This window comes from Pararhizobium sp. (assembly GCF_035497515.1).
GTDB lineage: Bacteria > Pseudomonadota > Alphaproteobacteria > Rhizobiales > Rhizobiaceae > Pararhizobium.
Genome location: NZ_DATJDJ010000241.1, coordinates 1 through 17,282 on the forward strand (window position 1 = coordinate 1; position 17,282 = coordinate 17,282).

18 protein-coding genes are annotated in these 17,282 nt (G+C 61.5%); 9 read left to right on the forward strand and 9 right to left on the reverse strand.

Annotation, left to right across the window (positions count from 1 at the left end):
* The coding region (gene recA, locus VL202_RS25095) for a recombinase RecA (RefSeq protein ID WP_325466780.1) at positions 1-753 on the reverse strand (753 nt) is incomplete at its 3' end.
* 236 nt (positions 754-989) lie between these two features.
* Between recA and VL202_RS25100 the strand changes: the two genes are divergently transcribed.
* The gene (locus VL202_RS25100) at positions 990-1,937 is read left to right on the forward strand and encodes a carbohydrate kinase family protein (RefSeq protein WP_325466781.1); all 948 of its coding nucleotides are present in this window, start codon (positions 990-992) and stop codon (positions 1,935-1,937) included.
* A 29-nt stretch (positions 1,938-1,966) separates the two neighbouring features.
* Positions 1,967-2,896 (forward strand): pseudouridine-5'-phosphate glycosidase, encoded by a 930-nt coding sequence (locus VL202_RS25105; protein ID WP_325466782.1) that lies wholly within the window; start codon positions 1,967-1,969, stop codon positions 2,894-2,896.
* Positions 2,897-2,979: 83 nt separating this feature from the next.
* Here the strand turns inward: VL202_RS25105 and cckA are convergent, their stop codons facing one another.
* Positions 2,980-5,580 carry a cell cycle histidine kinase CckA gene (cckA, locus tag VL202_RS25110; RefSeq protein WP_325466783.1) on the reverse strand — a complete coding sequence of 867 codons (2,601 nt, stop codon included), beginning with the start codon at positions 5,578-5,580 and terminating at the stop codon, positions 2,980-2,982.
* 346 nt (positions 5,581-5,926) lie between these two features.
* On the opposite strand from cckA, the gene VL202_RS25115 reads away from it, so the two are divergent.
* Positions 5,927-6,988, forward strand: a complete 1,062-nt coding sequence (locus VL202_RS25115) for a histidine kinase (protein ID WP_325466784.1) — start codon at positions 5,927-5,929, stop codon at positions 6,986-6,988.
* Positions 6,989-7,101: 113 nt separating this feature from the next.
* Here the strand turns inward: VL202_RS25115 and dksA are convergent, their stop codons facing one another.
* Positions 7,102-7,521, reverse strand: coding sequence for an RNA polymerase-binding protein DksA (gene dksA, locus VL202_RS25120; protein ID WP_325466785.1), 420 nt, complete (start codon positions 7,519-7,521; stop codon positions 7,102-7,104).
* Between the two features lie 293 nt (positions 7,522-7,814).
* Here dksA and VL202_RS26030 point away from each other — a divergent pair, with 293 nt between their 5' ends.
* The 4 genes from VL202_RS26030 to VL202_RS25140 all read left to right on the forward strand — a co-directional run bounded on the left by VL202_RS26030 (position 7,815) and on the right by VL202_RS25140 (position 11,320).
* Positions 7,815-8,048, forward strand: coding sequence for a GGDEF domain-containing protein (locus tag VL202_RS26030; protein ID WP_414692947.1), 234 nt, complete (start codon positions 7,815-7,817; stop codon positions 8,046-8,048).
* A gap of 77 nt (positions 8,049-8,125) precedes the next feature.
* Positions 8,126-8,656, forward strand: a complete 531-nt coding sequence (locus VL202_RS25130; RefSeq protein WP_325466787.1) for a histidine phosphatase family protein — start codon at positions 8,126-8,128, stop codon at positions 8,654-8,656.
* A gap of 109 nt (positions 8,657-8,765) precedes the next feature.
* Positions 8,766-10,241, forward strand: coding sequence for a YcjX family protein (locus VL202_RS25135; RefSeq protein WP_325466788.1), 1,476 nt, complete (start codon positions 8,766-8,768; stop codon positions 10,239-10,241).
* Positions 10,238-11,320: a TIGR01620 family protein gene (locus tag VL202_RS25140; protein WP_325466789.1), complete on the forward strand. Its 1,083-nt coding sequence runs from the start codon at positions 10,238-10,240 to the stop codon at positions 11,318-11,320. Before VL202_RS25135 ends, VL202_RS25140 begins: the two co-directional genes overlap by 4 nt.
* On the opposite strand, the gene VL202_RS25145 is transcribed toward VL202_RS25140, so the two are convergent.
* Together VL202_RS25145 and VL202_RS25150 are read right to left on the reverse strand one after the other, a co-directional pair.
* Positions 11,317-12,108 (reverse strand): molybdopterin-binding protein, encoded by a 792-nt coding sequence (locus tag VL202_RS25145; protein WP_325466790.1) that lies wholly within the window; start codon positions 12,106-12,108, stop codon positions 11,317-11,319. The two genes, VL202_RS25140 and VL202_RS25145, sit on opposite strands and share 4 nt — an antisense overlap.
* A complete protein-coding gene (locus VL202_RS25150) occupies positions 12,105-12,968 on the reverse strand; it encodes a cytochrome b/b6 domain-containing protein (RefSeq protein ID WP_325466791.1) in 864 nt (287 codons plus the stop codon). Before VL202_RS25150 ends, VL202_RS25145 begins: the two co-directional genes overlap by 4 nt.
* A 257-nt stretch (positions 12,969-13,225) precedes the next feature.
* Between VL202_RS25150 and VL202_RS25155 the strand changes: the two genes are divergently transcribed.
* Positions 13,226-13,780, forward strand: a complete 555-nt coding sequence (locus VL202_RS25155) for a hypothetical protein (RefSeq protein ID WP_325466792.1) — start codon at positions 13,226-13,228, stop codon at positions 13,778-13,780.
* A gap of 63 nt (positions 13,781-13,843) precedes the next feature.
* On the opposite strand, the gene folK is transcribed toward VL202_RS25155, so the two are convergent.
* From folK to folP, 3 genes are read right to left on the reverse strand one after another with little or no spacing between them, the layout of a single operon-like run.
* A complete protein-coding gene (folK, locus tag VL202_RS25160) occupies positions 13,844-14,350 on the reverse strand; it encodes a 2-amino-4-hydroxy-6-hydroxymethyldihydropteridine diphosphokinase (protein WP_325466807.1) in 507 nt (168 codons plus the stop codon).
* Positions 14,351-14,357: 7 nt separating this feature from the next.
* Complete coding sequence (folB, locus tag VL202_RS25165) at positions 14,358-14,726, reverse strand: dihydroneopterin aldolase (protein ID WP_325466793.1); 369 nt, start codon at positions 14,724-14,726, stop codon at positions 14,358-14,360.
* Positions 14,727-14,754: 28 nt separating this feature from the next.
* Entirely contained in the window at positions 14,755-15,603 is an 849-nt protein-coding gene (gene folP, locus VL202_RS25170; RefSeq protein ID WP_325466794.1) for a dihydropteroate synthase, read from the reverse strand.
* 185 nt (positions 15,604-15,788) lie between these two features.
* Here folP and VL202_RS25175 point away from each other — a divergent pair, with 185 nt between their 5' ends.
* Positions 15,789-16,412: a DUF922 domain-containing Zn-dependent protease gene (locus VL202_RS25175; protein ID WP_325466795.1), complete on the forward strand. Its 624-nt coding sequence runs from the start codon at positions 15,789-15,791 to the stop codon at positions 16,410-16,412.
* 420 nt (positions 16,413-16,832) lie between these two features.
* Here the strand turns inward: VL202_RS25175 and VL202_RS25180 are convergent, their stop codons facing one another.
* Positions 16,833-17,153 (reverse strand): 2Fe-2S iron-sulfur cluster-binding protein, encoded by a 321-nt coding sequence (locus VL202_RS25180; protein WP_325466796.1) that lies wholly within the window; start codon positions 17,151-17,153, stop codon positions 16,833-16,835.
* Positions 17,154-17,282 lie beyond the last annotated feature (129 nt).

Consider the following 17,282-nt stretch of genomic DNA (forward strand, 5'->3'; position numbering starts at 1 on the left):
GTTGCCGATCACGTCATCGCCGTTCTTCAACGCAGCCACGCGACGGATGTCGAGGCGGACTGACGAGTAGAACTTCAACGCGTTTCCGCCTGTCGTCGTCTCGGGATTGCCGAACATGACGCCGATCTTCATGCGGATCTGGTTGATGAAGATCACGGTCGTCTTGCTCTTGGAGATGGTGCCCGTGAGCTTTCTGAGCGCTTGGCTCATCAAGCGGGCCTGAAGACCCGGCAGGCTGTCGCCCATTTCGCCTTCGATTTCAGCACGGGGCGTCAGGGCGGCGACGGAGTCGATGACGAGAACGTCGATCGCGCCGGAGCGAACCAGCGTGTCCGTGATTTCGAGCGCCTGTTCGCCGGTATCCGGCTGCGAGATCAGCAGGTTTTCCAGATCGACGCCGAGTTTGCGGGCATAGACCGGATCGAGCGCATGTTCAGCATCGACGAAGGCGCAGATTCCGCCCTTCTTCTGGGCCTCGGCAATGGTCTGCAGCGCCAGCGTCGTCTTGCCCGAACTTTCCGGGCCGTAGATTTCAATGATGCGGCCCTTCGGCAGGCCACCGATGCCCAATGCGATGTCCAGACTGAGAGAGCCCGTGGAAACGGTCTCGATCTCGACGATGCTGTCTTTTCCACCGAGCTTCATGATCGATCCCTTGCCGAACGAACGTTCGATCTGGGACAGTGCCGCTTCAAGTGCCTTGCTTTTGTCCACCGATTTATCCTCTACAAGCCGCAAAGAGTTTTGTGCCATGTGATCCACCTTTAGGTTATGGAGGCTAATGAGGCAATGAAGCCGCCGATGAAAGCTATGTACACTTTTTGTTCTCATTTTACAAGAGCGATCTGTCCATTTGAATCATCACAACAAACGAATGAGTGTTCTTTTCTTGTTCCGATATTCGCAACGGAACGCGAAAACGATCCGGCAATACGCCTATCCACACCCTTGAAGAACGAATCGCCACCAAACGGCACACGGGACATCGCATGACGGGCAAAGTTGTTTCCATCTTCGGCGGCGCGCATATCGACCGCCGCGCGCGCATCACCGGGACGACGGCGCCGGGCGCCAGCAATCCCGGAACCTGGTTCGAGGAAGCGGGTGGCGGCGGCTTCAACGCGGCGCGAAACCTTGCCCGGCTTGGCCTCGAGGCGCGGATGATCAGTCCGCGCGGCGGCGACACGGCCGGCGAAACGGTGGCGCTCGCGGCCAGTCATGCCGGCGTCATCGACCGGCCCTTCATCTTCCTCGACCGCAAGACGCCAAGCTACACCGCCATCCTCGAAAACGACGGCAATCTGGTGATCGCGCTTGCCGATATGGATCTCTATCGGCTGTTTTCGCCGCGCCGGCTGCAGCAGCGCGCCATGCGCGAAGTCCTGTCCGAAAGCGACCTGATCGTCACCGATGCCAACCTGCCGGCGGAAACCATCACGGTCCTCATCCGCAAGGCTGCGTCGGAATCAAAGATCACCGCCGGCATCGCGATCTCGCCGGCCAAGGTCATGCGTTTCAGCGCGTGCCTTGCCGACATGGGCTTCCTGTTCATGAACGAGGCGGAGATGCGGGCGCTGACCGGCGGGGATGCCGAGGATTCGGCACAATGGCCCGCGATCCTGCGTGCTGCCGGGCTCGATGGCGGCGTCATTACCCGCGGCGGCAAACCGGCCATCGCCTTCAAGGGCGACCGGATCGTCACTGTTTCTCCGCCGGCGCTCGACCAGCTCGGCGATGTCACCGGGGCCGGTGATGCGCTGGCCGCCGGCTTCCTGTCGGCCTTCCTCGACGGGCAGCCGCTCGAAACATGCCTGCGCACCGGGGTCGCGGCCGCTGTCATCACTGTCGGCTCGCCGCTTGCCGTTTCGGAAAAAATGTCGCGCGAGGCCATCGCGCAAGTGATTGGCCTTGTGCCGCCAGCCGAAATCCTGTCATGAACGCGCCTCAAAAAAGAAAAGGACATGCGATGACCAGACCCGCCTCCCCGTTCCTGCCGATGGAATATTCCAGCGAAGTCGCGGCCGCCAAGGCGCGCAATGCACCGATCGTCGCGCTCGAATCGACGATCATCACCCATGGCATGCCGTTCCCGGGCAACCTGAACATGGCCCGCAGCGTCGAGGCGATCATCCGCGAGGAAGGCGCCGTGCCGGCAACGATCGCGGTGATCGATGGCGTGCTGCATATCGGTCTCGAAGCAACCCAGCTCGAAGCCCTGGCGCAGACCGAAGGGGCGATGAAACTGTCGCGCGCCGATCTCGCCTTTGCCATCGCCGAGCGGCGCACGGGCGCGACCACCGTTGCCGCGACGATGATCGCCGCCGCCCGCGCCGGCATTCGCGTCTTTGCCACCGGCGGTATCGGCGGCGTGCATCGCAAGGCGGAGGAAAGCTTCGACATCTCGGCCGACCTCGACGAACTTGCGCGCACAGGCGTCGTCGTCGTCTGCGCCGGCGCCAAGGCGATCCTCGATATCCCGAAAACGCTGGAAGTGCTCGAAACCCGCGGCGTTCCCGTCGTTACCTATGACAGCGAGATCTTCCCGGCCTTCTGGTCGCGCGACAGCGGCCTGAAGAGCCCGCTGATGCTCAACAGCCCGGCGGCGATCGCCAATTTCCAGAAGATGCGTGACCTGCTCGGTGTCGATGGCGGCATGCTGATCGCCAATCCGGTTCCCGAGGAAAACGAAATCCCGCGCGAGGAAATGGAAATCTACATCACCCGGGCGCTCGACAATGCCGATCGTGACGAGATCACCGGCAAGGCCGTCACGCCCTACCTGCTCGACAATCTCTTCGGGTTGACGGACGGTCGCAGCCTCGAAACCAATATCGCGCTTGTCGAAAACAACGCCCGTCTGGCAGCCGAAATCGCCGTTGCCATGACCGTCCAATAAGGAACAGGGGAGATTGCCGCGACAGACGCGGCAATCTCCCATTCTTCCCATGACGCGCAAATACGCGACATGGAGACAGAACGTTAGCTGTCCAGCATCTCGCGCACGGCGACGGCCAGTTGCTTGAGCGAGAAGGGTTTCGGCAGGAAGCCGAATTTCGCATCCGCCGGCAGGTTCCTGGCAAAGGCGTCTTCCGCATAGCCGGAGACGAAAATGAACTTCAAATCCGGATAGCTCTTGCGGATTTCGCGCAGGAGCGTCGGACCGTCCATTTCCGGCATCACGACGTCGGACACGACGATATCGACGGCGCCGTTCAGCTCTTCCATGATATCCAGCGCCTCGACCCCGGAACCAGCTTCGTGCACGGTGTAGCCGCGGGTCTCCAGCATGCGCTTGCCGCCACGGCGTACCGCCTCCTCGTCCTCGACCAGAAGGACCACGGCAGAGTTGCCGGTGAGATCAGTCGGTTCTTCCTTGACCGAAACCCTGGCTGCGAGTGCCGTCGCAGCTTGCGTTTCAGCGGCTTCACCCGGCAGCGGTGTTTCCTCGATGTAACGCGGCAACAGAATGTGGAAGGTCGTGCCCTTGCCGACTTCGGATTCCGGATAGATGTAGCCACCGGACTGCTTGATGATACCGTAGACCATCGACAGGCCGAGCCCGGTGCCCTTGCCGACTTCCTTGGTGGTGAAGAAGGGCTCGAAAATCTTGTCGAGGATTTCAGGCGGAATGCCGGTGCCCTGGTCCGAGACCTCCACCGCGACATAATCGTCTTCCGGGAGGTCACGGCGGTTCAGCGCCGCCACTTCACTGGCCGGCAGATTGCGGGTCCTGAGCGTAATGACGCCGCCGTTCGGCATGGCGTCGCGAGCATTGACCGCAAGGTTGAGCACGACCTGCTCGAACTGCCCGAGGTCCGTGCGCACCGGCCACAGATCGCGGCCGTAGTCGACCTCGAGCTTGACGTTCGTGCCGGTCATGCGATCGACCAGCATGCGCAGATCGCCGATGACATCGGTCATCGACAGCACCGTCGGGCGCATCGTCTGCTTGCGCGAGAACGCAAGGAGTTGACGCACCAGCACGGCGGCACGGTTGGCGTTGCGCTTGATCTCCATCAGGTCGGCAAAACTTGCGTCCGAAGGTCGGGCGGAAAGAAGCAGGTGGTCGGAGGAAAGCAGGATGGCCGTCAGCACGTTGTTGAAATCGTGCGCGATGCCGCCGGCAAGCGTGCCGACCGCGTTCATCTTCTGCGTCTGCGCCATCTGTGTCTCGAGCGCCTTCTGCTCGGTGATCTCGACGGCATAGACGATCGCCGCCTCTTCCGGCGCCTGGTCGCTCTGGTCGATGACGGCGTTTACGTAGAAGCGGAAATGGCGGGTTTCGTCGGTCGGATGCAGCGAATCGATCGGCGGAATATCGCCTTGCCGGTCCTTGGCCGCTTCCAGCGCCTCGCGCAGACGCGACCGTTCGCTTTCATGCACGACCGCTTCGAGCAGCGCGCCATGCTCCATGTCGTCCTGCGAAACAACGGCGGAAAACAGTTTGAGGAACGGCGCGTTGGTTCTCAATATCCGGCCATCGCCATCGATCGAGGCAATCGCCATCGGCGTATTGTTGAAGAAGCGGGTGAAGCGCATGGCGGCGATCGAGGCCGACTGGTCGCTTTCATCGTCGTTCGAGCGGGCGAGCACGATCGTCCGGCTTTCGCCGGGGGCACCGTCGCGCGCCGAGGATACCCGGTGCACCATGCGCACGGCAAAACCCTGGCCATTGGCCTTGCGCAGATCGAGATCGAGCGTCTTGGTCTTTTTCAGCCCCGGCTCCGCCTGCACGGATTGCACAAGCGCCAGCCCCTCGCCCGCGATGAGGTCGGCGATGGTCATCGAGCCGGGGTGGAATTTCGTCAAATCAAGTCCCAGCCAGTCGGCGAGCGTCGCGTTGATATAGAAAATCTCGCCCTTCTTGCCGGCGGAAAAGAATCCGGCCGGCGCGTGGTCGAGATAATCGATGGCGTTCTGCAATTCCTTGAAGAAACGCTCCTGGTCGTCCCGTTCGGAGGTGATATCGGAAATCTGCCAGATGTAGAGCGGGTTGCGTTCGCCGTCCTCGAGCGGCAGCACCCGTGCCTTGAGGCGAAACCAGTGTGCGCCGGACCCGGCCGAGCCGCCGCCTGGGCTGAGCGGCTTCAGGAGGCGAAACTCCTCGTGGCCGGCCTTGCCTTCGTGCAGACCGTTGGTCAGGCGGTAGATCGCCTCCGTCGCCTCGCGATTGCGCGACAGGATGGTTTCGAGCGACTGGATCTCGGTCGCTTTGGTCGCGCCGGTAAGCCCGCCATAGGCGGCGTTTGCGTAGATGATGCGGCCCTTGCGGTCGGTGACCAGCGTCCCGTCCTGATGGCCGTCGAGGAAAGCGCGCGCCAGTTCGTCGGGGCGCGATTGCGGCATGACCTCGATGAAGCCGATGACGGAGGAGACCAGGAAAAAGATTCCGACCATGGCCAGCACGCCGAGAATGCCGAGCACGATCTCGTTTTCGAGCTGGCTCTTGAAGACGACGAAGGACACCGCCGAGGCCGTCAGCACGACGGCGAGCAGGATGATCCTCAGCACCGTGCCGGGCCGGGTTCCACGATCCACTATAGGCATGTGATAGTCACCCGCCTGCCGCAATTTCGTCATAAGGTCCTCGTTTGCCACCGCACCACACGCACAACCGGAATGGTCGTGGTTTCGGCTCGTTTGCTCCGCTTGGCGACAACCGGGGCGGATATGCAATCCGCGCCGGCGGACTGCGGAACACCAAGCAGGAATCACCTTTACCAGCCAGAGGGAATAGCAGAAAGCACTTGCATGAAAGGCATTGCCGTCAATTCACAGGGAATGTCCCCGATCCCCTCGTCGAACAGGATACGAACGCTACATGCGGGTTGAAGAATGAGAACGGGACAATGCGCGATGCTGCTTGCCTCGGTCTGAAAAAAGCCGTCAAATAAATGCGGAACCCGGTATCAAAGGAGTACAGCACATGATCGAAGAGATCGTTGGCAACAACGGTACCAAATTCATCATTGCCGCGGGCGCTGTGGCTCTGGGTCTGTTGTGCCTTGTGGGCGTGCTGTGGTTCATTCGCAACCGGCCCTCCTCTCCCTTCATTCGCGGCGGCAAGAACCGCCAGCCAAGGCTCGCCGTGCTCGACGCGGCCGCGATCGACACGCGTCGGAGGCTGGTCCTGGTACGGCGCGACGATGTCGAACACCTTATCATGATCGGCGGGCCGACGGATGTGGTCATCGAAAGCCGGATCGCCACGCCATCGCCGGTAGCCACGGCGGCCGTCGTCACACAGGAAGCCGGTGTTGCGCGACCGCAGCCCGAACGTGCCCTGCCGGAACGCCCGATCGAGCGTCCGGCGGCAGAGCAGCGTCGCGTGGCACCGCAACCCGAAACGCGGCCGGCGCCGGTATCCGGCATGGGCCAGGTGCTCTATGGTGACAATACCGACACCGCCCCGCAGCCTGTCCGTGCAGTCCAGCCGACCCTGAGCCGCTCTCAGCCGGAAACCGTGGTGCGCCAGCCTAGACCGGAGCACACAGTTGCAATCCCGGACCCGCAGCCGCGCCCCCAACCGGTCGCGTCGTCCGCCATTCCGCAGCCCGCGCCCGGCGGCGCGGCCCGCACGCCAGAGGATATTCTGGAATCCGCCAGGAACCGTGTCCTCGCTGCCAATCAGACTGTTCCCGTGCAGCGCCCTCAGACGGAGCCCGGTCCGCTCGTTGCGGCAACGCAGGCTGCGGTGCCGGCCATCCAGACACAGCCGGTCTTGCAAACCCAGCCTGCCGTTCAAGCCCAGCGGGAGAGGTCGGCAGCCGAATTCGAGCGCATTCTCGATGCCGAAATCACCGGAGACCTCGGCAAGCTGACGGTGGACGACATTCGTCTGGAAGCGGAGCAGCGTAACAGTCCGGCCAACGCCACGGTTCGACAGGAGCCCCGGCTCGGCACCACACCCGGCGGACGCAACGAACCCTCTCTGGAAGACGAGATGAACCGCATGCTGAGCGAAATCGCCGTCACCCGGAAGAACTGATTCTCGCATGGAATCGGTCGAGCCGATCGACACCCGTCGGACAAACCCGAACAAAAAAAACGGCGCGATGATCTCGCGCCGTTTTTTGTTGGATCACGTCCCGCCAAAACGTTTTATTCGTCGCGGTAGACTTTTTCCCGACGCTCGTGACGCTCCTGCGCCTCGATCGACAGTGTCGCGATCGGCCGCGCATCGAGGCGCTTCAAGCCGATCGGTTCGCCGGTTTCCTCGCAGTAACCGTAAGTCCCTTCATCGAGCCGCTGCACGGCGGCATCGATCTTAGAGATCAGCTTGCGCTGGCGGTCGCGGGCCCGAAGCTCGATGGCGCGATCGGTTTCGGAAGATGCCCTGTCTGCAAGGTCGGGATGGTTTGCACTTTCCTCGGCAAGATGACCCAGCGTTTCGCGGGCTTCACGGAGGATGTCGTTTTTCCAGGCGTTCAGTTTTGCTCTAAAATACGCCCGCTGATTGGTATTCATGAATTCCTCGTTCTCCGAAAGGACGAAGGAACTAAGATCGATCTTCTCACTCAACGCGATTCTCCTGAAGAACATCTCATATGCGGCGGTGTATAACTCTATGCATCCGCTCTTTCAAGTCTCTGAAAAACAGCGCACCGTTTTTTAAGCCTTGCTCGGATTGCAGGCTAACAGGCTAATATTTCATCAAAATTACAGGTTCAGGTTTTTGCACGAAATTGACTTGCGGCCGACATCGGGGATATGTCGCCGCGCGGAAGCCAGCCGGCTTGTGGGTATTGCAGTTATGTGCAGCGCCGACAGCCTGACGGAACTGCCGAACCGGCGCAGCCGAGTTCGTCCGCCGTCTGGCGCGGGCGACGGAGGAAGATCGCAAGCTCGCGGTCGGGATTATCGATCTCGACGGTTTCAAAGCCGTCAACGACACGTTCGGCCATGCGGCCGGCGACCATCTACTGACCGAGGCGGCCCGTCGTCTCAGGGCGCTTTCCAACGAGAATGTCTTTTCCGCCCGCCTGAGCGGTGACGAATTCGGCCTGTTGATCGATGCCACGCTCGAAAAACAGATCGCCGTGTCTTGATCTTTGCGAAGCTCCGGCGGACAAAGCTGAACGGTCCGACCCACGGCCGGTCGTGTCACAATCCGGGATCCCGCTTCATGTCCGCCGCACCTGCCCCGGTTTTCCGGCTCTTCCTTCTCCGACACGCCAGAGCCGGCTGGGCGTTGCTCGGTCAGACGGACTTTGACCGAACACTCGACGATACCGGCTTTGCCGCCGCCGAGATCGTCGCCGACCTTGCCTCCGATCGCGGTTTCAAGCCTGATTTGGTGCTGTGCTCGACCGCGGTCCGGTGCCGCCAAACGGCCGACGCTTTCCGACGCTCGGTACGGGAAGACCTGGACATCCGCCATGTGGATGCTCTTTACGCCGGTACCGCCGATGTCTATCGGGACATTATCGCAAGCCAGGATACCAGCCTCTCGTCCCTCATGGTCGTCGGCCACAATCCGGTGATCGAGGAAATCCTGCGCGAGAGCATCGGCGAGCAATCCGCGTCCGAGGTCTTTCCAGTCGGCTACCCGCCCGGCGCACTCGCAGCCATCGATTTCGAGGTCCGCCCGCGCGCCGATGCCTTGCCGCATGGCAGGCTGGTGGCGTTCATCATGCCCGACGGGCACATGGAGTAAGCCCGCTCAAGACGCGGCCGCAACCTTTTTTCGGCCGCTTGCGCACCCTATATCGCAGATGACCCGCCCGCCCGTGACCAGATCGAACGCATATCCGAGGCCCGATACCTTGCCGCCATTCCTGACCCGCTTCACCGATGATGCAAGGCTTGCGCTTGATACGCTCGCCGACCGGGCCTCGGGCTTCGTCCATCCGACGCTGCGGCTCGGCGTCACCGGGCTGTCGCGCGCCGGCAAGACAGTGTTCATCTCGTCGCTGGTCCACAATCTGCTGAACGGCGGCCGCCTGCCGGTTTTTGAAGCGGTCCGCTCCGGCCGAGTCTCGAAAATACGGCTCGAGCCACAGCCGGACGATGCGGTGCCGCGCTTCCAGTACGAAGATCATATCACGGCGCTGGTGCGCGATAGAACCTGGCCGGATTCCACCCGGGCCATCTCGCAATTGCGCATCACCCTCGACTACGAAAGCGCATCCGGCTGGAACAGACTGTTCTCACCTGGCAGGCTGTCGATCGACATCGTCGATTATCCCGGCGAGTGGCTGCTCGACCTGCCCTTGCTGACGCAGGATTTTCGCACCTTCAGCGACCGGACGGTGGAGCGCGCCAAAACCGGCGTGCGTGCCGAACTGTCGGCCGACTGGCTGTCGCTCGCCTCCTCCCTCGACATCGCCCAGCCGGCGGAAGAAGTCGATGCGCGCCGGCTGGCCGAGGTTTTCACCCGCTATCTGCAGGCCTGCAAATCCGACGAACGATCGCTCTCCACTCTGCCGCCGGGCCGTTTCCTGATGCCGGGCGATCTCGAGGGATCGCCCGCCCTGACCTTTTCGCCACTCGCCAACCTGCCCGAAGGCCGGGCGCCGAAAGGCTCGCTCTGGGCGATGATGGAGCGGCGATACGAGGCCTACAAGACGCATGTGGTAAAACCGTTCTTCCGGGAACACTTCGCGAGGCTCGACCGGCAGATTGTGCTTATCGACGCGCTGCAGGCGATCAATCGCGGTCCGGAATCGCTGCTGGATCTGGAGGGAGCACTTGCTGACGTGCTCGCCAGCTTCCAGCCGGGCACCAATTCCTTCCTGTCGTCCTTCCTCACCAAGCGGATCGACAAGGTGCTGATCGCCGCAACCAAGGCCGATCACCTGCACCACGAGAGCCATGACCGGCTGGAGCGGATCACCGAACGTCTCGTCCACCGCGCCGTCGAGCGGATCGGCGTCAGCGGCGCGGGGCTGGAGGTGATGGCGATCGCGTCGGTCCGCGCGACCCGCGAAGCGGCCGTCAACCATGACGGCCATGCCCTGCCGGTGATCGTCGGCACACCGATCGCGGGCGAGACGATCAACGGCGAAACCTTCGACGGAGAACGAAAAACAGCCATATTTACCGGTGACTTACCGCAAAATCCGGATTCACTTTTTGAAGACCTTGAATCAAAACCGGAAGAGAGCCTTGTTCCCAACCTGAGCTTCGTGCGGTTTCGTCCGCCCCATATCGAGGAGACCGGCGGCGGCCTGAAATTGTCGGTGCCGCATATCCGCCTCGACCGGGCCATGCAATTCCTGTTCGGAGACCGGCTGGCATGAGCGACACGCCCAGGATTCCCCAGCGCAAGCCCGCCGTCTTCACGCTTGAAAACGATCAGGGCGGCTCTCTCAAAAAACCGGAACCGACAAATCGCTCCCCCGCGAGCTTCGGCGAGAACATCGTGATGACGGCGGATGCCGACGATCCCTTCGCGGCGACAACGACGTCCCTTCCGGAAGCGCCGGAGGCCATCCCGCGCAAGCGCCGCTTCTCCTTCGGCAAGCTTGCTTTTGGCGCGCTCGGCCTGCTCGTATCGCTGGCCGTTGGCCTCTGGATCGACAGCCTGATCCGCAATCTCTTCACCCGCGCCGACTGGCTTGGCTATCTCGCCATCGCCACGGCAGCCGTCGGCCTCATCGCCTTCCTCGTCGTCATCGGCCGTGAGATGGCCGGCATCATGCGGTTGAACGCTGTCCAGTCACTGAAAGAGGAAGCGTCCGCCGCCAGCGCGGCGCCAACGGCAAAGCCTGCCCGGCAGGTCATGGCGCATCTCGTTCACCTCCTGGCCGCCAAGCCGCAGACCGCGCGCGGGCGTTTGCGGTTGAAGGAAACGGAAACCGAGATCATCGATGGCCCGCATCTGCTTGACCTCACGGAGCGCGAATTGCTGACTCCGCTCGACCGGCAGGCCCGCATGCTGATCCTCAACGCGTCGAAGCGCGTCTCGATCGTCACCGCCGTGAGCCCACGCGCCTTGGTCGATCTCGGTTACGTCATGTACGAATCCGCGCGATTGATCCGGGCGATGGCTGACTTGTATGGCGGCCGGCCGGGTACGTTCGGCCTGTTGCGGTTGATGCGCGACGTCATCGCCCACCTGGCCGTCACCGGTTCGATCGCCGTCGGCGACAGCCTGATCCAGCAGGTGCTGGGCCACGGCATTGCCTCGAAACTGTCGGCCCGTCTTGGCGAAGGCGTGATCAACGGCCTGATGACCGCCCGCATCGGCATTGCCGCCATGGATCTGTGCCGGCCCATGCCATTCCGGGCCCTCAAACGTCCGGGTATCGGCGATTTCATTGGCGACCTGACGCCGGGCGGGTCCAGGGCGAAAGCGTTCGACGATACAAACGTCTAAATCCCGCCATACCAGTCATAGCCAAGATCCTCCCAGAATCCGCCCTTGCCGCGGCCGAACGGGGCCAGCGTCGAGGTCAGTTCGATGCCCTTGATGTATTTTGCCATCTTGTAGCCGAGCTGGCGCTCGACGCGCACTCTGAGCGGCGCGCCGTTGGCAATGGAGAGCGCCTGGTCGTTGTTGCCATAGGCGAGAATGGTCTGCGGATGGCGCGCGTCGATCAGGTCGATCGATTCGTAATAGGCGATGGCGCCGGACAGGCCGAGATTCATCGTATCGAAGCAGTGAAAGACGACGAATTTCGCTTCCGGCTTCACCTTCACCTGGTCGAGGATCGTCGCAAGCGGAACGCCGGTCCATTTGGCGATGCAACTCCAGCCCTCGACGCAGTCATGCCGGGTGATCTGGGTGCGCGTCGGCATGTTGCGCAATTCGTCGAGGCTGAAGGTCAGCGGCTTTTCCACCAGCCCGCCGACGGTCAGCCGGTAATCGGCGAAGGTCTTTTCCTTGAGCGCCAGATAGGCCTCGTCGGTCGGATCGGTGGAGCCGTTCGGCCGCTGGCCCTGGCGGATTTCGCTCGCTGAAAATTCCGGCACCAGCGTATCGGCGCCGATCAGCATGCGATGGGCGCGGTAGGTCAGGCCGTTGGCGGATGCCAGAAAATCGCGAACAGGGCTCTGGCCGGACAGGAAGCCATCAAGCGCATCACAGCCCGACAGCGGGATGGCAGAGGCAGCAACCCCCGCGATGGTGAGGAACTTGCGGCGGTTGACGATGATCCGGCTCATGCAGAGTGCTCCTCTTTCGTCTCAGGATCGGTCCGGTACCAGCCGGTGATGATCGAGCGCAGTTCGTTGAGCGGCCCGGCCGCAAGCACCATGAAGATGTGAATGAGAAAGAAAGCCACCAGCGCCGCCATGCAAAGGAAATGGATGGTGCGCGCCGTCTGCCGTCCGCCGAATATATCCAGCAGCCACGGCCAGGCGGCATTCATGCCCGGCGACATGGTGATGCCCGTCAAAATGATCAGCGGGAAGACGACGAGCAGGATGCCGGCATAGGCGAGCTTCTGCAGGACATTGTAGCGGCCGTCATGATGGAAACGGAATCGCAGATGATCCGAAATGCTCTTCGGCAAGGCCCGGATATCCGTCATGGTCGGCAGAATATCGCGTTTCAGGTGACCGCTGATCAGGCTGCTGACGAACCAGACGAGAAACGCCGCCGCGAAAAACCAGGCAAAGAAGAAATGGATGACACGCCCGGTCGACAGGTCCTGATAGGAAGGGAGCGTCGCCCAGGATGGAAATCCGCGATAGGACGGATTGTCGGCCGGACCGCTCATGCCGAAGACGCCGGTGGTCTTGAAACTGCGTCCGAAAATGGTGGTATAGCCGTCGACCGTTCCATCGGTGGCCTGGGCCGCATGCATCGCCAGGACGCTGTTATCGAACTCGAAGCCCGATTGCTTGCCGATATAGAGTTCCGGATGAGCATTGAAGATTTGCAGCCCGCTCAACAGCAGGAAAAACAGCGCGATCGCCCAGGTCCAGTGGGTAAGGCGGGTCGCCACCTTGTGGCGATAGATGACCTTGCCCGTGGCCAGCAGAGAATCGGAACGCGACTCAAGGTCGTCTATGATGGTCATCTCGGCCTCCCTTTTGCTAATTTACGTAACAAAGCTGCATCGGGATTCAAACGCACATCCTGTCACCGCCGCACACATCGTGGTGAGAGTCCCGTGAAAGCCGATGTTTTCCAATGGTGTTCGGATTTTCATGGCGCGAAATGAAACATTTCGTGAGTATGTTTGCCAGCTTGGAAAGCCGCTGATGCAACGCTCCATTAACCATTTAAGCGCAAATGTAGCCTCACATTCTGGACGTTGACCATCAAGGATAGTTCATGTTTTCGCGCCCGTCTTTGATCGCTCGCGGCATTGCCGCAGCCTCGCTTGCAGCCATTTCCTGCGCAGCTTCACCTGCGTTTTCAGGAAATAACGACAAGGCGTTTTTTGAACAGGTGGCCGGCCAATGGAAAGGTCCCGGCGAAATCGTCGCCGGCAAGTACAAGGGCACCAAGTTCACCTGCGACCTGACCGGCGAACCGTCTGGCGGCTCCTCAGCCGGCATCAAGCTCGATGGCTTCTGCCGCGTCGGAGTCTTCAAGCAACCGATGTCGGCAGTCATCGCCCAGGCCGGCAAGAGCTATACAGGCAAGTTCCTCGACGGCGCCAACGGCAAGGGACTGGACATCATTTCCGGCAACGTCGCCAACGACAAGATCGTCGTCGGTATCAATCGTAAGAAGTTGAACGGCGCGATGATTGCCCGCATGCAGGGCGATTCGACGCTCAACATCACCATTTCGGTGAAGGTCGAGGACACGATGGTGCCAGTCATCGGCGTCAGCCTCAACCGCCAGGTCGACAATATCGCCGTTGGCTCGATCAAGCAGTAACGATTGCGTTCAGAGACTACCGAAGAGCCGGCCTGCCCGGCTCTTTTGCGTTGTAACGAAGGCTCAATCACGCCGCCGCCACCAGCGGCTGTCGGCAGCGGCGACCTCGATACCCGTCAAATCGGCATGCTTCAACCACTCCCTGACCGGCCGCCCCGACACCACGAGACCGGGGGCGAAATCGGCGAGCGGCATCAGCACGAAGCCGCGTTCGGTCATGCGCGGATGCGGGATCTGCAGCGTCTCCGTGTGCTGGGCGAGATCATCGAAGGTCAGGACGTCGATATCGATGGTACGCGGACCCCAGCGTTCCAGACGCTCCCGCTTCATCTGCCGCTCGATCGACAGACAGGCTTCCAGCAGTTCCTCGGGCGAAAGCGATGTCTGCACCTGTGCGCAGGCATTGAAAAACCAGGCCTGATCGGTCTTGCCCCATGGCGGCGTGCGGTAAAGCTGCGAGACGGCAGTGACGGCGCAATCTTCCCGCGCGTCGAGCAGCGTCAGCGCCCGTGCCATCGAAGCTGCGGGATCGCCAATATTGCCGCCGAGGCCGAGCGTTGCTTCATGCATGATCATGTCAGGCGAAATGCTCGACCGTGACCTCGACATAGTCGAGAACGCCGGGAACCGGCGCGTTCGGCTTGCGAATCGAGATTTTCGCCCGGCGGATCTGCGGGAAACGCGAACAGAGCGTCGTTGCCACTTCCAGCGCCAGGGCCTCGATCAGGTAACGCCTGCGGCCGGTGATGATCCGCTCGATCTCCGTGAAGGCGATGCCGTAATGCACGGTATCGTCGATTGAATCTTCGACCAGCGCGGTGCCCTGCTCCACGTCCAGTTCAGCATCGACGAAAAAGCGCTGCCCCAGGAACTCCTCCTCGTCATGCACACCGTGGCGGGCGAAGAAGGCGCAATTCTTGAGCGTGATCGTATAGGTGGCTGTCATGGTCGATATCCCTTCCCAAGTCCTGCCGTCATTGTCTTTTTGCGGCAAGCATAGCATCCGCGACGAGAAGCGCATCCCTGTTGATTGCGACATCGTGTACCCGGAAAACCGCTGCACCCGACATTCTCAGCAAGGCGGTCGTCGCAGCCGTACCAGCATCCCTGTCCTGCGCCTCGCGCCCGGTAATGGTGCCGATGAACCGCTTGCGCGAGGTACCAGCGAGCAAGGGCAGTCCGAAACCTTGCAGTTCGGAAAACCGGGCCATCAGCGCGACATTCTCATCGACATCCTTGGCAAAGCCGAAACCGGGATCGAGAACGATCCGGTCTCGGGCGATGCCGGCATCAGAGGCTATCTCCAGCGATCGATCGAGAAACTGATACTGGTCGCGGATGACGTCGGTAAGCTTTTCGCGGTCGCGGCCGGTATGCATGATGCACAGCCCGGCCCCGGCCACGGCCGCCACACCGGCGATATCCGGCTCGCGCTGCAGTCCGTGCACGTCGTTGACGATATGAGCGCCCGCCTCGATCGCGAGCCTCGCCGTTTCCGCCCGGTAGGTATCGACGGAGATGATCGCGTTCGTCTGGCGCGCAAGTGCAGCAATGACGGGGAGTATCCGATCCTGCTCCTGCCGTGCGGTCACGATCTCGGCGCCCGGCCGGGTCGATTCACCACCGATATCAACGATCGCCGCTCCCGCCTCCAGGCAGCGCTTCGCCTGCGCCACCGCCGCGTCCGTTTCGGTGTAGGAACCTCCGTCAGAGAAGGAATCCGGCGTCACGTTGATGATCGCCATCAACAGGCCGACCGGGCCGAGCGTCAGCTTCCGCCCATGCGCAAGTTTCCACTCGAAAGGCTGAAAGGGGTCGTACATGGCCTATTCCCTCTGCTGCCCTGTCGCCCACGGACGGGCCTTGAACAATTTGCCACCTGTTGCCTCAAAGGCGCGGAATGAATTGTGTTTCCCGTTTGAAAGCGATGATCGGTGATTTGCTGTTGCGCTTGCGCTGGCTATGCCCCAAGCTCTGTCGAAGTTCAACACCCGAGACCCGTCCCATTATGCCGATCGGCCGCCTTTCCATCGCCCCGCTCCTGTTTTTGAGTATCGCGGCGAGCAACACGACACCGGCCCTTGCCGATACCATCGTGAACAAGTCCATTACCTACTTCTCCGTCGGTGGCCGCACGGCCGAAGAACTCGACAAGGCCCTGTCCGAACACGGGCCGATGATGAACTCGACCGGCACGCGCCATCCCGGCGCGACCAAGATCAAGTTCGGCGGCACGGTCACCTATGTGAAGCATGGCAAGCGCTGCGCCGTCGGCAGCGCCAAGGTGACGCTGAACACCAAGCTGATCCTGCCGCGCTGGAAGAACCGCCGGAAGGCCAGTCGCGATCTCGCTCTCGTCTGGGATACGCTGGCAAGCGATATCAAGCGCCATGAGGAACGTCACGCGGAGATCGCCCGCAACCATGCCCGCAAGCTGGAGAAAGATTTCCTGGCGCTGAAGCCGGAAGCGGACTGCGAACGCATGCAGGCGCGCGTCGCACGCCTCAGCGAGACGGCGATCCAGGACCATGACCGTGACCAGGCTCGTTTCGACCGGAGGGAGGCAGCCAATTTCGATCGCCGCATGGTCCGGCTTCTGCAGTACCGGCTGGATACGATGACGAAGCGCTGATATCAGGCGCGTCAGCCTCAAATCATAAAAGCATGAAGGAATGAATCATCACGCTGGTGCAAACCTTGCGCGTCAACAGTATTTTATTGGTGATTTCTAGCGATAGAACAGTGCCGCAATTTCAGGTAGATTCAAAACATGGAGTGATGAACCGGAAAGAAATCCTTTCTCACTCTTACCCGGCTCTACCGCTTGTGCCTCCATGATGGATGCCGTGAACCGGAAGTATTGTTTCGCGCTTGGCTGTTTCGGTCGGATTGATGATCGACCGCCCGAAATGATCGCGTATGTTGTGTTCTCCTGGCGTATCCTTTTGCAGCAGGTGTTCCCTCCCTCATCTGTATGCGATGCGCCCTCCTGGCCCCGCTCGTCGATTGCGACAGGCGGGGCTTTTTTTGCGCAATCAAACGGTGGCTGGCCTCAGGCCTGCCGCTCGGGAACGTGAACGACGAGACCGTCCAGACCGTCCTTCATCTTGATCTGACAGCTGAGACGCGAGGTCGGCTTCACGTCATAGGCAAAATCGAGCATGTCCTCTTCCACCGCTTCCGGAGCGCCGACCGTCGCCGACCACGCCTCGTCGACATAGACATGACAGGTCGCGCAGGCGCAGGCGCCGCCGCACTCGGCCTCGATGCCGGGAATGGAATTGCGCACGGCATTTTCCATCACGGTCGAACCGTTCTGGACGTCGAGGTCGTGGCGCGTGCCGTCAAAGGCGATGATGGTCAGTTTGGGCATGATGGCTTCCGGATGCTTGGCGTTGGATTGGCATGCCGCAGGAACAAATGCGCCGCCTCGAAACGGAGGCGGCGGCGGATCGCGGCGAATTCATCCGATTTCTTCCAACAATTCCCCTCGCCAGTCAAC

Bases quoted from the DNA above. Each gene is read 5' to 3' on its own strand.
- VL202_RS25100 (WP_325466781.1), top strand. From the start codon at position 990: ATGACGGGCAAAGTTGTTTCCATCTTCGGCGGCGCGCATATCGACCGC.
- VL202_RS25105 (WP_325466782.1), top strand. From the start codon at position 1,967: ATGACCAGACCCGCCTCCCCGTTCCTGCCGATGGAATATTCCAGCGAA.
- cckA (WP_325466783.1), bottom strand. From the start codon at position 5,580: ATGACGAAATTGCGGCAGGCGGGTGACTATCACATGCCTATAGTGGAT.
- VL202_RS25115 (WP_325466784.1), top strand. From the start codon at position 5,927: ATGATCGAAGAGATCGTTGGCAACAACGGTACCAAATTCATCATTGCC.
- VL202_RS25130 (WP_325466787.1), top strand. From the start codon at position 8,126: ATGTCCGCCGCACCTGCCCCGGTTTTCCGGCTCTTCCTTCTCCGACAC.
- VL202_RS25140 (WP_325466789.1), top strand. From the start codon at position 10,238: ATGAGCGACACGCCCAGGATTCCCCAGCGCAAGCCCGCCGTCTTCACG.
- VL202_RS25145 (WP_325466790.1), bottom strand. From the start codon at position 12,108: ATGAGCCGGATCATCGTCAACCGCCGCAAGTTCCTCACCATCGCGGGG.
- VL202_RS25150 (WP_325466791.1), bottom strand. From the start codon at position 12,968: ATGACCATCATAGACGACCTTGAGTCGCGTTCCGATTCTCTGCTGGCC.
- VL202_RS25155 (WP_325466792.1), top strand. From the start codon at position 13,226: ATGTTTTCGCGCCCGTCTTTGATCGCTCGCGGCATTGCCGCAGCCTCG.
- folK (WP_325466807.1), bottom strand. From the start codon at position 14,350: ATGCATGAAGCAACGCTCGGCCTCGGCGGCAATATTGGCGATCCCGCA.
- folB (WP_325466793.1), bottom strand. From the start codon at position 14,726: ATGACAGCCACCTATACGATCACGCTCAAGAATTGCGCCTTCTTCGCC.
- folP (WP_325466794.1), bottom strand. From the start codon at position 15,603: ATGTACGACCCCTTTCAGCCTTTCGAGTGGAAACTTGCGCATGGGCGG.
- VL202_RS25175 (WP_325466795.1), top strand. From the start codon at position 15,789: ATGCCGATCGGCCGCCTTTCCATCGCCCCGCTCCTGTTTTTGAGTATC.
- VL202_RS25180 (WP_325466796.1), bottom strand. From the start codon at position 17,153: ATGCCCAAACTGACCATCATCGCCTTTGACGGCACGCGCCACGACCTC.